This window comes from Pseudomonas sp. P5_A12, from assembly GCF_056400685.1.
Map to the genome: position 1 here is coordinate 1 of NZ_JBFUKU010000147.1, position 13,928 is coordinate 13,928.

Consider the following 13,928-nt stretch of genomic DNA (forward strand, 5'->3'; position numbering starts at 1 on the left):
GTGTAACGCTGGTCGATCCACATGCCTTTGAGGTGATAGGTGTTGTCGCCATCACGCCACAAATGCAGGTTCAGTTTGCCGCTGTCGATGCTATGCAGATGCTTTTTGGCAAAGCGTCGCAGGCTGATCTCGTAGAGGTACGGCAGCGCCGCGATCACCTTGAACGGCTCGCTTGGCGGAATGTAGAAGTCGTTGGCGGTCTTGTCGCCGACCACAATGTCAACCTTCACGCCCCGACCCAGTGCCCGGTTGATTTCCCGGGTCACCGCCAGTGGCAGGTTGAAGTACGGTGTACAGATGGTCAGTTGATGCTGGGCGCTGGCGATCAACTCGCAAATCACCCGGTTCAATGGATTGTTCTTGCCCACTCCAAGTAACGGGCTGACCGACAAACCGCCCTTCAACGTGGTGCCCGCCGTGGTGTCGTACGCCGCGTGCTTGAGTCGGCTGCGCAAGTCGCCGATGTCGTGGCGCAGGCTGCGGGTGGTTGGCAGGTTCGGCAAGTCGAGGCGGTGCACGGCTTTGGACTCAAGGAAGCCGTGCTGAACCAAATGCTGCATCGAATTGGCCAGCGCCTGGTTCTGCAGTACGTGATATCGATCGAAGCGGTATTTATCAAACTTGTGCAGGTAAACGTTGTTCAGGCTCGCGCCGCTGTAAATCACGCAATCATCGATCACGAAGCCCTTCAAATGCAGCACGCCGAACAGTTCGCGTGTTTGCACCGGAACGCCATACACCGGCACTTCACTGGCGTGGGTGCGGGTCGCTTCCTGATACCACGCCGAGTTGCCCGGCTGCTTGCCGGCACCAATCAGCCCACGCTGGGCGCGCAGCCAGTCAACCACCACGACCACGTCCAGCTCCGGACGCGCCAATTTGGCGGCGTGCAAGGCATCGAGAATTTCCTGGCCCGCTTCATCCTGTTGCAGGTACAGCGCAACGATATAGATGCGGTGCGTGGCCTGGGCAATTTTTTCCAGCAGGCAACGACGAAATTCGGCAGCGCCGGAAAGGATGGTGACGGCATCGGCGGTCAGCGGAAAACTGCGCAGTTTGGGCAGCAGAGAGCGTTTGAAAAGCGACGGCATAGGGCTCGCAGTGGGTCGAATCCGAGGAATTCATGAGCTTACACCATGGATTGCCTTGGGTCTTGTTACCGTCTGTAATGACCCCTTCGCGAGCAGGCGATGAAAATTCCTGCTGACCCAGTCGAACGAACGTTCTACTGTTTTGCAACATGAACAAACTGACCCGCTCCGTGTTTGAACTTTACATTTTCTGGGAGACTTTACATGTCTAACGCTGAAGTTCGTCCGCCATTGCCACCCTTCACCCGCGAATCGGCCATCGAAAAAGTTCGCCTGGCCGAAGACGGCTGGAACTCTCGTGACCCGGAACGGGTATCGCTGGCTTACACCCTGGACACCCAATGGCGCAACCGCGCAGAGTTCGCCCACAACCGTGAAGAAGCCAAAAGTTTCCTGACCCGCAAATGGGCCAAGGAACTGGATTACCGCTTGATCAAGGAACTCTGGGCCTTCACCGGCAACCGCATCGCCGTGCGCTATGCCTATGAATGGCACGACGACTCGGGCAATTGGTTCCGTTCCTACGGCAACGAGAATTGGGAGTTCGATGAAAACGGGCTGATGGCCAACCGGTTTGCCAGCATCAATGACCTGCCCATCAAAGAAAGCGAACGCAAGTTCCACTGGCCGCTGGGGCGTCGCCCGGATGATCACCCGGGACTGTCCGACCTCGGCTTATAGGATCCTACAGGGATCCAGACGGGTCGCCGCAGAAGTCGGATCCAGGTAAGATACCGCCCCTTCCCCGCAGCCCTTTCCTGCACCCCGCCGAAATAAGCCGATTCCATGCCTTTCGAACTCAGTGTTGACCTCACCACCCTGGCCATTCTGGCCGTTGTTGCTTTTATTGCCGGTTTCATCGACGCGATTGCCGGGGGTGGCGGTCTGCTGACCACCCCGGCACTGCTGACCGCCGGCCTGCCGCCGCATCTGGTGCTGGGTACCAACAAGTTGAGTTCGACTTTCGGCTCGGCCACCGCCAGTTTCACCTTCTACCGTCGCAAGCTGTTTCATCCCCGGCAGTGGGTGCACGCCATCGTCGGCACACTGGTCGGTGCATTGACCGGCGCCGTGGTCGCGCATTACTTGCCGGCCGAGTGGCTGAACAAAATGCTCCCGGTGATCGTCTTCGCCTGCGGCCTGTATCTGTTATTCGGCGGCACGCCGAAAGCGCCGCTGGACAGCGACGCACCGATCAAGAAAAAGTGGCAATCGACCCAAGGCTTCAGCCTCGGCTTCTATGACGGCGTGGCTGGTCCCGGCACAGGCGCATTCTGGACCGTCAGCACGCTGCTTATGTATCCCATCGATCTGGTGAAAGCCAGCGGTGTGGCGCGCAGCATGAACTTCGTCAGCAACATTGCGGCGCTGTCGGTGTTTGTGTTTTCCGGGCAGGTGGACTGGATCATCGGCCTGAGCATGGGCCTGTCGGTGATGGTCGGCGCATTCTTTGGGGCTCGCACCGCCATCAGCGGCGGTGCGAAGTTCATTCGACCGGTGTTCATCACCGTGGTGCTGGGCTTGACCGTGCGCCTAGCCTGGCAGCACTGGTTCAGCGTGGCCTAAGCGCCGCGCCACATAGACATCAATCAAGTATCGAGCAATCGARCGCGACGCCGGCAACGGCGGCAGCGCGTGAACGTTGAACCACTGGGCGTCTTCGATTTCGTCTTCCTGACAGACAATCTCGCCGCCGGCGTACTCGGCATGGAAACCCAGCATCATTGAGTGCGGGAATGGCCAGCACTGGCTGCCCAGGTACTGGATGTTCTTGACCTCGATCTGCACCTCTTCGCGGACCTCGCGAATCAGGCAGTCTTCGGCCGACTCACCCGGCTCGGCAAACCCGGCCAGCGTGCTGTAAACGCCGCTGACAAAACGGGGCGAACGCGCCAACAAGACTTCATCGCCACGGGTCACCAGTACGATCATGCTCGGCGAAATGCGCGGGTAATAACGCAAATCACAAGGCTCGCAATACATCGCCCGCTCACGCGGAACTTGCGTCGCCACTTGGCCACAGTTGCCGCAGAAACGGTGCTCACGGTACCAGGTGCCAATTTGCGCGGCATAGCCGAGCACCTTGTATATCGTGTGATCGCCTTCAAGCATGAACGCCCGCAGACCTTTCCAGTTGCACCCTGGAACGTCGCTGGAACTGCGCAGTTCCAGCAGATAGACCGGCTCACCATCAAGATGACCGATGCCGTGCTCGGCGAGAATCGACAGGTCCTGACGCTTGAGCCATTCGCGCGGGAACAGTGCGCCATTGTCATCGAACAGGAAGCCCTCCGGGCTGCGGGCCACGGCCCAGCCGCCGGGTTGATCGGTGTCCAGTACTGCGGTGGTCCAGCGTGAAGTCATTTTTAATCAATCCAGAAATTCGGGTTTCTGTTTGCTCATATGGGCGGCCATGGCCACGCGCAAGTCAGTGGATTGCAGCATGGCGGCGTTCCAGGTGGCGACGTATTCGAGGCCGTCGTCGATGCGATGGTCGCGCATGTAGCTGATCATCTCTTTGGTACCGGTGACCGCAATCGGCGACTTGCTGGCAATCTCGCGGGCAATGCCCATGACGCCATCCAGCAGGCTGGCGGTGTCACTGTAGACGCGATTGACCAGGCCGATGTTGCGCGCTTCGTCGGCACCAAACGTGCGACCAGTGTAAGCCAGTTCACGCAGCATGCCGTCACCGATGATGCGCGGCAAGCGTTGCAAGGTGCCGACGTCGGCGGCCATGCCGATGTCGATTTCCTTGATCGAGAATTGCGCGTCTTCGGCGGCGTAACGCATGTCACAGGCCGAAATCAAGTCGATTGCACCCCCGAGGCAATACCCCTGAATCGCCGCCAGAACGGGCTTGCGGCAATTGTCGACAGCATTGAAGGACGCTTGCAGAGCGAGGATCTTGCGGCGGAGAAGGCGCGCGTTGCGACCGACATCCTTGCCCAGCTCATTGGCCACGCCGGCCAGCATCATCAGGTCGATGCCGGAGGAGAAATGCTTGCCGGCACCGCTGAGGACCACCACGCGCGCTTCGTCGGTGTCGTCGACCCACTGGAAAATCTCGATGATCTCGCTCCAGAACGCGGCGTTCATCGAGTTGATCTTTTCCGGGCGGTTGATCTGCACATGGGCGATGTTGTCGGCGAGTTCGACGGTGAACGCGGTGTACTGAGACATGGCAGTGATCCTTTACCGGGCAAAAAAATGAGGCCCGGACTATAACAAGGCATGGGTGCGGGGAGTAAGGCAGTGGTTCGGCCAAAAACGGGACTGACTCCAGAATTTCCTGTAACTGCGAGGGCCTCATCGCGGGCAAGCCCGCTCCCACAAAATCGACAGAAAGAAATGAATAATTGTTCACGCTGCGGTGTTCTTCTTACATGACCCAAAACGATCGTGGTTTTAACCGAAACCCGTAACCCTTGGAGCCTTGCCCATGAACCTGCGATTTGCTGTTTTCACCGCCCCGCTGCTGCTTGCCGGTTGCCTGTCGGCAGCCCTGACCAGTTCATTGGCCCTTGCCCATGGCGACGATGAAGCGCCCGCCAGACCCAACTGCCCCAAAGGCCAGGTCTTCGACTCCAGATCGCAAAAATGCCTCAAACAAAACAACAGCCTGGTACCGGATGAAGACCGCACCAATTATGCCTATCGTCTGGCCAAGGACGGTCGCTACGAAGAAGCCCTGGCCCTGCTCGATACACTAAAAGAACCGAACACTGCCAAAGCGTTAAACTATCGCGGCTACGCCACGCGTAAACTGGGGCGTACTGACGAGGGCATCGGTTACTACCTGCAATCGGTCAAACTCGACCCGCGGTATGCGCAAGTGCGCGAATACCTCGGCGAAGCCTATGTGATCAAAGGACGACTGGACCTGGCTCAAGAGCAGTTGCAGCACATCAAATCGATCTGCGGCAGCAGCTGCGAGGAATACCAGGACCTGGCCGAAGCCATTAACGATTCATCGAAAACCTGACACCTGATACAGACGGAGGTCGCCATCGCCAGCGATCAAACAATCAGGGCCGAACTGGGCCAGCATTTAGCGCGTTTGTGGCGCTATGGCTTGCTGTTGTCCCGGCAACGGCATGTGGCCGAAGACTTGGTGCAGTCGACCTGCGTGCGGGCGCTTGAGCGTGCCGGGCAATTTGACCCCGACACGCGCATGGACCGCTGGCTGCTGAGCATTCTGCATTCGATCTGGCTTAACGAAGTGCGCTCCCGACGGGTACGCCAGGGTCAGGGATTGGTGGATGCCGAAAGCCAGTTGTCGTTTGACGGCGAGCACGCGGCGCAGACCCATGTGCGCGCAGCTCAAGTGATCCGGCGAGTGGACGCGTTGCCCGAAGCCCAACGCGAAACGGTGTACCTGGCGTACGTCGAAGGGTTGTCGTACCGCGAAGTCGCCGAGGTGCTGCAAGTGCCCATCGGCACAGTCATGAGCCGGCTGGCCGCTGCTCGGATAAAACTGGCCGAATATCCACCGCTGCATGCCGTACCGAACCCTTTCACGGGAGAACGTCGATGAACGATCGTGCCACACCCTCAGACGAGCAACTCGTGGCCTATCTCGACAACCAACTCGAAGTCGAACAACGCGCTCGCATCGACATGGCCATCGCCGAAGACTCGACGCTCAACCTGCGCCTGCAATGGCTGGCCCGCAGCAGCCTGCCGTTCAAGGAGGCTTATGAAGAAATGGGCCAACAGGCACCTCTGGACCGATTGCAGTTCATGCTCGACACCTTACCTTCCCCTGAACGCCCGGCAATGAATCGCCGCTGGTTTCTTGCGGCCGCTGCCAGTCTGGTGGTCGGGAGCGTGGTGGCGGACCGTTTGTTCCTCAGTTGGCAATCGAGCCAGCAAAAGCCTAATTGGCGCGGGCTGGTGGCGGATTACATGTCGCTCTACGTACCAGAAACCCTGGAGCACTTGCCCAGCGATGAGTCCACCCAGCGGGCACAACTGGGGGTCATCGATGCGCGCCTGGGGCTGAACCTTTCGCCGGCAAAACTGGTCCTGCCACGGTCCGAATTCCGGCGCGCGCAAATCCTTGAATACGAGGGTGTGCCCATTGCGCAGATTACCTACCTCGACCCGGTGCATGGCCCGATTGCGCTGTGCGCGACCCGTTCCAACGGCGGCAGCCGACATTTCGCCCGAGAACGCCGGCATGGCATGAACGTCGTGTATTGGGCAGACATGGAACACGCGTGGATGCTGATCGGACATAACCCGGCGGCGGAGCTCGAAGACATGGCGAAATTGTTGCGAACCCGGCTGAGCGCGTAGCTCTGTAGCAGCTRCCGAGCCYGCRAGGCTGCGTTCGAGGACGTAGTCCTCGTAAAATCAGGCAACCGTTTCTTTCAGAAAAACCACGCCCTCCGGACTTGCGAGGACTGCGTCCTCGARCGCAGCCTCGCAGGCTCGGTAGCTGCTACAAAGAAAGCGTCAGGGTTGGGTAGGCAACCACAAACGAAACCGTGCGCCGCCCAGCGGTGACGGTTCGACTGTCATTGTGCCACCCTGCGCTTCCAGCGCCCGGCGACTGATCGCCAGTCCCAGGCCAAACCCGCCAGTTGCCCGATCCCGACTGCGATCCAGCCGATAAAACGGCTCGAAGATCCGCTCCCGCTCATCATCCGGAATGCCGATCCCATCGTCCTCCACCCAGATCTCACACCCCTTCGCTGACACCTGCACACCAATCTGAATGCGCTTTTCGCAATAGCGCATGGCATTACGCAGCAGGTTCTGAATCGCACGGGCGGTCAGGCGCGGGTCAAGGACGAAGCGTTCGAGCTGGCCGTGAAGCCGCACATCCATCACGACGTGCGGCGATTCCAGTTCTTCATCAACGCTCCCCAGAATGCTGTCGATAAACTCATCCAGCGACACTTCAACCTGCTCCGGCAACTGTGCCGGGTTTTGCAAGCGGCTGTAGGACAGTAACTCCAGGACCAACTCATCGAGTTCGCGGATGTGCGCAACCAACGCTTGCAACCGCTCGCGACTGGCCGTGGGCAAGTCATCGGACAGCGCCAGGGCAAGACCGAAATCCAGGCGGGTCAGCGGCGTGCGCAGTTCGTGGGACACGGCATTGAGCAAGTCGCGCTGCTGGTTCAGCAGGTTTTCGATGTCGCCGGCCATGGTGTCGAAGACGTTGGCCAGGCTGCCAATGTTGGAGTGTCGGGAAATCTGCGTGCGCTCGCTCAAGAGGCCTTTGCCGAAACGTTCGGCGGTGCCTTTGAGGCGTTCCAGATCGCGCCAGTGCGGGCGCAGCCACAGCAGCAGGCACGCGAGCATGGTCGCACCGATCAGCACGTTGATGCTCCAGTACAACAGGCTGACGTCCATTGGGTCCGGCGGCACAACCATTTGTACGACCAATTGCTCGTTCAGCGGCGCCACGGCCAAAGTCCGCCAGCCCCAGTCGCCGATGCGCACCACGTTCTCGCCGCGCTGCAGGCTTTCGCGCTCGAACAGGGTGAAATCGGGATCGTCATTGCGCGTCAACACGATGTGTAGCGGGGCGAACTCCTTGTCCATCTCGACTGCCATTGCTGGCCATTGCGCTTCGGGGACGGCGTGGAATTGTTTGACGATGAGGGTTTGCAAGCCGCGCGAATAGTCGAGGTTGTAGGTGACAAAGCGCTCTTGGAAGACCTTGACCACCAAGTCTGGCACCAGGTAAATCGCCGCGCTGAACGAAACGATGGTCACCAGGTACAGGCGAAACAGAATCCTGAACATCTTCTCAGCATTCCCACTCGGAACGGCTGAACAGGTATCCCTTGCCCCACACGGTCTTGATCTTGCGCGCCTCGCCCGCGTTGTCGTCGAATTTGCGTCGCAACTTGGAAATCGCCACGTCCACCGAGCGGTCGGTGCCGTTGAATTCGATGCCRCGCAGGCGTTGCAGGATCTGGTCGCGGCTCAGCACTTCGCCGGCATGTCGGGCCAGCACCACCAAAAGGTTGTACTCGCCGCTGGACAGCTCGACCAATTGCTCGCGCCAGGTCACGGTGCGCTCGGACAGATCGATGCACAGGTTGCCCATGAGGATACGGTCGTTAACGGTCTGCGGCTCGCCAAGGCTGCTGCGGCGCAACAGCGTGCGTACGCGGGCCAGCAAAACACGGGGCTCGCAGGGTTTGGTGACGTAATCGTCGGCGCCCATTTCCAGGCCTAGGACCTGATCGTGGCTGTCGTCGCGGGCGGTGAGCATCAGAATCGGCAGCGTGGCCGAATCCGCTCGCAGCAAGCGGCAGACTTGCAGACCGTCGAGCCCTGGCAGCATCAGGTCGAGGATTACCAGGTCCGGCGGATTGACCCGCGCGCGCTCACGCACGAAGTCGCCACGGCTGATAACGCTGACTGAATAGCCGTTGCGTTCCAGGTAGCTGGCGATCAGTTCGGAGAGCGCGGTGTCGTCTTCGACCAGGAGGATGTTGGGCATGGGTGTTTCCAGGGAGTTCGGTGGCGACTGGTTGCCCGCGATGACGGCATGACAGTCGCAAAAAATATCAAGTCGCCAAGGATATACGCCCTCACCCCCACCTGAGCAAAACCCTTACACAATTTCACACAGCACCAACAAAGCTTCACCGCTACCCTCGTCGGCGCCCCGTAGGATGCGGGGGGTCAATATTGGGGTATTTCCATGTCAAAGAATCTGCTTGCCGCGTTCGGCCTGCTTGCACTGGTGCTGACGCTGAGCGCTTGTGACAAGTCCTCCAACGCCGAAGAACAGGCACCGCTGGCCACCGTACGTATCGAAACCATCGAAGCCCGACCGCTGTCGATCACCAGCGAATTGAGCGGGCGGATTGCCGCGCCACGGATGGCCGAAGTCCGCGCCCGTGTCGCCGGCGTCGTGCTGCAACGCACCTTCAATGAAGGCAGCGATGTGAAAAAAGGCGACGTGCTGTTCCGAATCGATCCGGCCCCGTTCAAGGCTGACCTGGACAGCGCCGAAGCGGCGTTGCGCAAAGCCGAGGCCAATGCATTCCAGGCCCGGCTGCAAGAGCAGCGTTATGCCCAGCTGATCGAAGGCAACGCCATCAGCGCTCAGGATTACGACAACGCCCGCGCCAGTGTCCGGCAGACCGCAGCGGATGTCGCCGCCAGCAAAGCGGCCGTGGAGCGGGCGAAACTCAACCTCGGCTACGCCACGGTCACCGCGCCGATTTCCGGTCGCATCGGCCGCGCACTGGTGACCGAAGGCGCGCTGGTCGGGCACAACGAAACCACGCCTCTGGCGCTGATTCAGCAACTCAACCCCATTCATGCCGACCTGACCCAGTCGACCCGCGAACTCAACGACCTGCGACGGGCCTTCCGTTCCGGCCAGTTGCAGCAAGTCGGCCAGGGACAGGCCAAAGCCACGTTGATCCAGGACGACGGCAGCCTCTATCCGCTGCCGGGCAAGCTGCTGTTCACCGACATTACCGTCGACCCCGGCACTGGCCAGATCATCCTGCGCAGCGAGTTTCCCAACCCGGACCTCGACTTGCTGCCCGGCAGCTTCGTGCGTGTACGTTTGGAACAAGCGGTGAACCAGCAAGGCATCAGCGTTCCGCAACGGGCGATCCAGCGTGACAGTGCCGGTATTGCGCAAGTGTTGCTGCTCGACGCCGAAGAGCGCGTTGGCCTGCAACCGATTGAACTGGGCGCGGTGCAGGACGATCGCTGGATCGTCACCGGCGGCCTCAAGCCAGGCGACCGCATTGTCATCGAAGGCCTGCAACACGCGCGCCCCGGTGAGCAGGTCCAGATCGACAGTACCCCTCTTCCACTTGCCCAGGTTTCTGGTCAGTAAGCAGGACGCTTTTTTATGCCGCAGTTCTTTATTGATCGCCCGGTCTTCGCCTGGGTGGTTGCCTTGTTCATCCTGTTGGCGGGCGCTTTGGCCATTCCGCAGTTGCCGGTGGCGCAGTACCCCGACGTCGCCCCGCCGCAAATTGAAATTTACGCCGTGTACCCGGGCGCTTCGGCGCAGACCGTGGACGAGAGCGTGGTCAGCCTGATCGAGGAAGAACTCAACGGCGCGGATCATTTGCTGTATTTCGAGTCGCAAAGCAGCCTTGGCAGCGCCACCATCAAGGCCACGTTTCAACCGGGCACTGACCCGGAAATGGCTCAGGTCGATGTGCAAAACCGACTCAAAGTAGTGGAATCGCGGCTGCCGCAAGCGGTCATTCAGCAAGGCCTGCAAGTAGAAAAAGTCTCCGCCGGCTTCCTGCTGCTGGTCACCCTCACCTCCAGCGACGGCAAGCTCGACGATGTGGCGCTCAGCGATTACCTGGCGCGCAACGTGATGAACGAGATCAAGCGCCTGGACGGCGTCGGCAAGGCGCAGTTGTATGGCGCCGAACGGGCCATGCGCATCTGGATCGACCCGCAGAAGCTGATCGGTTTCAACCTGACCCCGGCCGACGTCAACGCGGCCATTGTCGCGCAAAACGCCCAGGTGTCCGCTGGTAGCATCGGCGACTTGCCGACCCGCACCACGCAGGAAATTACCGCGACCATTTTGGTGAAGGGCCAGTTGTCGACACCGGAGGAATTCGCCGACATCGTCCTCAAGGCCAACCCCAACGGCTCTACCGTACGCATCGGTGATGTCGCGCGAGTCGAAATCGGCAGCCAGGAATACAATTTCTCTACCCGCCTGAATGGCAAACCGTCGACCGCCGTCAGCGTGCAGCTGGCGCCGGGCGCCAATGCCTTGAGCACCGCCACCTTGGTGCGGGCGAAGATGGACGAACTGTCGCGCTACTTCCCGGCCGGCGTGGAATACAAGATCCCTTACGACACCTCGCCCTTCGTCAAAGTCTCGATCACCAAAGTGGTTTACACCCTTGGCGAGGCGATGCTGCTGGTGTTTGCGGTGATGTTCCTGTTCCTGCAAAACATCCGCTATACGCTGATCCCGACGCTGGTGGTGCCGGTCGCGCTGATGGGTACGTTCGCGACCATGTTGGCGCTAGGGTTCTCGATCAACGTGCTGACCATGTTCGGCATGGTACTGGCCATCGGTATTCTGGTGGACGACGCCATTGTGGTGGTGGAGAACGTCGAGCGAATCATGGCCACCGAGGGGCTATCGCCCAAGGAGGCGACGCGCAAGGCCATGAAACAGATCACCGGAGCGATCATCGGCATCACGCTGGTGCTGGTGGCGGGGTTCATTCCGATGGCGTTCATGCAAGGTTCGGTCGGGGTGATTTACCGGCAGTTCTCGTTGTCAATGGCCACTTCGATCCTGTTCTCCGCGTTCCTTGCTCTGACGTTGACCCCGGCGTTGTGCGCGACACTGCTCAAGCCGATCGCCAAGGGTGAGCATCACGAGAAAAGCGGTTTCTTCGGCTGGTTCAACCGGGGTTTTGACCGTCTGACCGAGCGTTATCAAGGTTGGGTTGCCTACGCGCTGAAGCGCAGCGGACGTTACCTGTTGATCTATGGCGTACTGCTGATCGGTCTGGCGGTGTGTTTCAGTCGTCTGCCCTCCTCGTTCCTGCCGGTCGAGGACCAGGGTTACACCATCACCGACATCCAACTGCCACCCGGTGCGAGCAAGAATCGGACGGTGCAGGTGGTTGAGCAGATTGAAGCGCACAACGCCACGGAACCGGGCATTGGCGACAGCACCATCATTCTGGGCTTCAGCTTTTCAGGCAGCGGGCAGAACGCCGCGCTGTCTTTTGCCACGCTCAAGGATTGGTCTGAACGCAGCGGCGATGATTCAGCGAGTTCGATTGCCGACAGGGCCAACGCCGCGTTCAGCCAGATCAAAGACGCCGTGGTGTTCTCCGTGTTGCCACCGCCGGTTGACGGCCTCGGCACTTCCAGCGGTTTCGAGTTCCGCTTGCAGGACCGTGGCGGCCTTGGCCATGCGACGCTGATGCAGGCACGCAGTGAATTGCTCGCCGCTGCCGAGAAAAGCCCGATCCTGATGAACGTTCGCGAAAGCGCCCTGGCCGAAGCGCCGCAAGTACAACTGGAAGTCGACCGCAAACAGGCCAATGCGCTGGGTATTTCGTTTGCCGACATCGGTAACGTGCTGTCCACTGCCGTCGGTTCGGCCTACATCAACGACTTCCCCAATCAGGGGCGCATGCAGCGGGTGGTGGTGCAGGCCGAAGGCGATCAACGCAGCCAGGTGGCGGACCTGCTGAAGATGCACGTGCGCAACAATGCCGGAAAAATGGTGCCTTTGTCGGCCTTCGTCCAGGCCAAATGGACCCAGGGCCCGGCGCAACTGACCCGCTACAACGGCTACCCCGCCATCGCCATTTCCGGCGAACCGTCACCGGGCCACAGCACTGGCGAAGCCATGACGGAAATCGAGCGGCTGGTTGCCCTTGGCCCGACGGGATTGGGGCAGGAGTGGACCGGGTTGTCGTTGCAGGAACGCTTGTCCGGCAGTCAGGCGCCCATTCTGCTCGGGCTGTCGCTGCTGATCGTGTTCCTGTGCCTGGCGGCGTTGTATGAAAGCTGGTCGATTCCGACTTCGGTGCTGCTGGTGGTGCCGCTAGGTGTGCTCGGCGCGGTATTGGCCGTGACCCTTCGCGGGATGCCCAACGATGTGTTTTTCAAGGTCGGGCTGATCACCATCATCGGCCTGTCGGCGAAGAACGCGATCCTGATCATTGAATTCGCCAAGAGCCTGTACGACGAAGGTCATGACTTGATCGACGCCACGTTGCAAGCCGCACGCTTGCGACTGCGGCCGATTGTGATGACGTCGCTGGCGTTTATCCTCGGYGTGGTGCCATTGGCGATTGCCACCGGGGCAAGCTCGGCGAGTCAGCAGGCGATTGGTACGGGGGTGATTGGCGGGATGATCACGGCAACGCTGGCGGTGGTGTTTGTGCCCGTGTTTTTTGTGGTGGTGATGAAGCTGGTGCGCAAACGACATAAAACCATGTGATCAACAACACATCCACGGTGGGAGCGGCGGTGCTCCTTGTGGTCACAACCGGCTGCACTGGGCTAAGGTATTTGCAAAGCCCCGACGCATCGAGCCTCCATGCCCTTCCTCGCCCGCACCCACCCTCGCCTGTCTGCCGCCACCGTCCTGGGGGTGGCGACAAGCATTCTGGTTCCTGCCGATACGGTCGTTGGTAAAATCCTCGTCGGCTGGAATGCCGGGGTCTGGACTTATCTGATCCTGATGCTGTGGCTCGCTGCCCGCGCCAAGGCGCCGGACGTGAAGCGCATTGCCGAAATCGAAGACGAAAACGCCGGGCTGGTCCTGTTTGTGGTGTGCATCGCAGCGCTTGCCAGCCTGGCCACCATTACCTACGAACTGGCTGGCAGCACAGACCTGGACACCAGCCGCAAGTGGCTGCATTACGGCTTTACCGCGCTAAGCGTCATCGGTTCGTGGCTGCTGATCGGAGTGATTTTCAGTGTGCACTACGCCCGTTTGTTTTACACATGGGACGGCAAAGACTTGGCGTTACTCTTTCCCGAGGGGCTGGATAACCCTGATTACTGGGACTTCCTGTACTTCTCCTTCACCATCGGCGTGGCAGTGCAGACCGCGGATGTCAGCGTGGCAACGCCGCAGATGCGCAAGATTGTGCTGGCGCAGTCGTTGATCGGGTTTGTGTTCAATACGGCGATTCTCGGGTTTTCGATCAATATCGCGGCTGGGCTTTTTGGTTGATTATTGTCGAAACGCGATAGCAGACCATTCCTTTAGACCTGTCATCTTTGACAGTTTCGCAGCGATTACACCTGGCATAGGTTTGGGTAGGCAGGAAACCTTTTCCTGCCGGATACAGGGCCAAGGAGCAACATCATGCCTTCTACTAAACC

13 protein-coding genes are annotated in these 13,928 nt (G+C 59.9%); 8 read left to right on the forward strand and 5 right to left on the reverse strand.

Annotated elements, in window-relative coordinates; translation table 11 throughout:
* Positions 1 to 1,091 (reverse strand): CDP-diacylglycerol--serine O-phosphatidyltransferase (pssA, locus tag AC1DSG_RS18890; RefSeq protein ID WP_477792241.1); only part of this gene is annotated, 1,091 nt, incomplete at its 3' end.
* A 204-nt stretch (positions 1,092 to 1,295) separates the two neighbouring features.
* Between pssA and AC1DSG_RS18895 the strand changes: the two genes are divergently transcribed.
* The gene (locus tag AC1DSG_RS18895; RefSeq protein WP_477792242.1) at positions 1,296 to 1,772 is read left to right on the forward strand and encodes a nuclear transport factor 2 family protein; all 477 of its coding nucleotides are present in this window, start codon (positions 1,296 to 1,298) and stop codon (positions 1,770 to 1,772) included.
* A 105-nt stretch (positions 1,773 to 1,877) separates the two neighbouring features.
* Positions 1,878 to 2,657 carry a TSUP family transporter gene (locus tag AC1DSG_RS18900; protein ID WP_477792243.1) on the forward strand — a complete coding sequence of 260 codons (780 nt, stop codon included), beginning with the start codon at positions 1,878 to 1,880 and terminating at the stop codon, positions 2,655 to 2,657.
* On the opposite strand, the gene nudC is transcribed toward AC1DSG_RS18900, so the two are convergent.
* Positions 2,625 to 3,455, reverse strand: a complete 831-nt coding sequence (gene nudC, locus AC1DSG_RS18905; RefSeq protein WP_477792244.1) for an NAD(+) diphosphatase — start codon at positions 3,453 to 3,455, stop codon at positions 2,625 to 2,627. The genes AC1DSG_RS18900 and nudC overlap by 33 nt on opposite strands.
* 6 nt (positions 3,456 to 3,461) lie before the next feature.
* Positions 3,462 to 4,274: a crotonase/enoyl-CoA hydratase family protein gene (locus AC1DSG_RS18910; protein WP_477792245.1), complete on the reverse strand. Its 813-nt coding sequence runs from the start codon at positions 4,272 to 4,274 to the stop codon at positions 3,462 to 3,464.
* A gap of 259 nt (positions 4,275 to 4,533) precedes the next feature.
* Between AC1DSG_RS18910 and AC1DSG_RS18915 the strand changes: the two genes are divergently transcribed.
* The 3 genes from AC1DSG_RS18915 to AC1DSG_RS18925 are packed head-to-tail and all read left to right on the forward strand — an operon-like array spanning position 4,534 to position 6,392.
* Positions 4,534 to 5,076, forward strand: coding sequence for a tetratricopeptide repeat protein (locus AC1DSG_RS18915; RefSeq protein ID WP_477792246.1), 543 nt, complete (start codon positions 4,534 to 4,536; stop codon positions 5,074 to 5,076).
* Positions 5,077 to 5,130: 54 nt separating this feature from the next.
* Positions 5,131 to 5,628 (forward strand): RNA polymerase sigma factor, encoded by a 498-nt coding sequence (locus tag AC1DSG_RS18920; RefSeq protein ID WP_477792253.1) that lies wholly within the window; start codon positions 5,131 to 5,133, stop codon positions 5,626 to 5,628.
* On the forward strand, positions 5,625 to 6,392 hold the full coding sequence (locus AC1DSG_RS18925) for an anti-sigma factor family protein (protein ID WP_477792247.1): 768 nt from the start codon (positions 5,625 to 5,627) through the stop codon (positions 6,390 to 6,392). Before AC1DSG_RS18920 ends, AC1DSG_RS18925 begins: the two co-directional genes overlap by 4 nt.
* 159 nt (positions 6,393 to 6,551) lie before the next feature.
* On the opposite strand, the gene AC1DSG_RS18930 is transcribed toward AC1DSG_RS18925, so the two are convergent.
* Together AC1DSG_RS18930 and AC1DSG_RS18935 are read right to left on the reverse strand one after the other, a co-directional pair.
* On the reverse strand, positions 6,552 to 7,853 hold the full coding sequence (locus AC1DSG_RS18930) for an ATP-binding protein (protein WP_477792248.1): 1,302 nt from the start codon (positions 7,851 to 7,853) through the stop codon (positions 6,552 to 6,554).
* A gap of 4 nt (positions 7,854 to 7,857) precedes the next feature.
* On the reverse strand, positions 7,858 to 8,559 hold the full coding sequence (locus tag AC1DSG_RS18935) for a response regulator (protein ID WP_477792249.1): 702 nt from the start codon (positions 8,557 to 8,559) through the stop codon (positions 7,858 to 7,860).
* 204 nt (positions 8,560 to 8,763) lie between these two features.
* On the opposite strand from AC1DSG_RS18935, the gene AC1DSG_RS18940 reads away from it, so the two are divergent.
* From AC1DSG_RS18940 to AC1DSG_RS18950, 3 genes are all read left to right on the forward strand, one after another.
* Positions 8,764 to 9,921, forward strand: a complete 1,158-nt coding sequence (locus tag AC1DSG_RS18940; protein ID WP_477792250.1) for an efflux RND transporter periplasmic adaptor subunit — start codon at positions 8,764 to 8,766, stop codon at positions 9,919 to 9,921.
* A gap of 15 nt (positions 9,922 to 9,936) precedes the next feature.
* Positions 9,937 to 13,035 carry a multidrug efflux RND transporter permease subunit gene (locus tag AC1DSG_RS18945; RefSeq protein ID WP_477792251.1) on the forward strand — a complete coding sequence of 1,033 codons (3,099 nt, stop codon included), beginning with the start codon at positions 9,937 to 9,939 and terminating at the stop codon, positions 13,033 to 13,035.
* 99 nt (positions 13,036 to 13,134) lie between these two features.
* On the forward strand, positions 13,135 to 13,776 hold the full coding sequence (locus AC1DSG_RS18950) for a DUF1345 domain-containing protein (protein ID WP_477792252.1): 642 nt from the start codon (positions 13,135 to 13,137) through the stop codon (positions 13,774 to 13,776).
* Positions 13,777 to 13,928 lie beyond the last annotated feature (152 nt).

Bases quoted from the DNA above. Each gene is read 5' to 3' on its own strand.
- AC1DSG_RS18915 (WP_477792246.1), top strand. From the start codon at position 4,534: ATGAACCTGCGATTTGCTGTTTTCACCGCCCCGCTGCTGCTTGCCGGT.
- AC1DSG_RS18895 (WP_477792242.1), top strand. From the start codon at position 1,296: ATGTCTAACGCTGAAGTTCGTCCGCCATTGCCACCCTTCACCCGCGAA.
- AC1DSG_RS18925 (WP_477792247.1), top strand. From the start codon at position 5,625: ATGAACGATCGTGCCACACCCTCAGACGAGCAACTCGTGGCCTATCTC.
- AC1DSG_RS18950 (WP_477792252.1), top strand. From the start codon at position 13,135: ATGCCCTTCCTCGCCCGCACCCACCCTCGCCTGTCTGCCGCCACCGTC.
- AC1DSG_RS18940 (WP_477792250.1), top strand. From the start codon at position 8,764: ATGTCAAAGAATCTGCTTGCCGCGTTCGGCCTGCTTGCACTGGTGCTG.
- AC1DSG_RS18900 (WP_477792243.1), top strand. From the start codon at position 1,878: ATGCCTTTCGAACTCAGTGTTGACCTCACCACCCTGGCCATTCTGGCC.
- AC1DSG_RS18930 (WP_477792248.1), bottom strand. From the start codon at position 7,853: ATGTTCAGGATTCTGTTTCGCCTGTACCTGGTGACCATCGTTTCGTTC.
- AC1DSG_RS18910 (WP_477792245.1), bottom strand. From the start codon at position 4,274: ATGTCTCAGTACACCGCGTTCACCGTCGAACTCGCCGACAACATCGCC.